Raw genomic sequence first — 501 nt, 5'->3', positions numbered from 1 at the left:
CGACCCGAGCAGCGACCGATCGATCCGGCTGATCGGATCACCTGGCTGCCGGGTGATGTGGCGCAGTGCGACCTGTGGTTTCCGCCGAAGAAGATCCCCCTCGAAGACGGCAGCAAGATGCTGTTGCCGGTCATGGTGATCACCGCGGCGTACTCGCGATTCATGGTCGGACGGATGATCCCGACTCGGCACACCGAAGACCTCGTCTTGGCGATGTGGGATCTCATCCAGGAGCTGGCGCGGTACCCCGCCGGTTGATCTGGGACAACGAGTCCGGCATCGGCCGGGGCAAGCGCCATGCTGAAGGCGTCGCGGCGTTCGCTGGGGTACTGGCCACGACGGTGCAGCGCTTGAAGCCCTACGACCCCGAGTCGAAGGGCGTGGTTGAGCGCCGCAACGGGTACTACGAGACCTCGTTCATGCCCGGCCGGTCGTTTGCGTCACCGGGCGACTTCAACTCCCAGTTCACTGACTGGCTCGCGATCGCGAACAGTCGGGTAG

General features: G+C 64.7%; 2 pseudogenes. Both read left to right on the top strand.

What is annotated here, in order from left to right:
* Positions 1 to 258 (top strand): annotated as a pseudogene (locus ACYU8W_RS11540) (IS21 family transposase); the annotation flags it as partial.
* Positions 255 to 501 (top strand): annotated as a pseudogene (locus ACYU8W_RS11535) (hypothetical protein); the annotation flags it as partial. The pseudogenes ACYU8W_RS11540 and ACYU8W_RS11535, both read left to right, overlap by 4 nt.

The sequence above is a fragment of the Yimella radicis genome (assembly GCF_054778255.1).
This window is presented reverse-complemented; position numbering and strand designations above follow the sequence as displayed.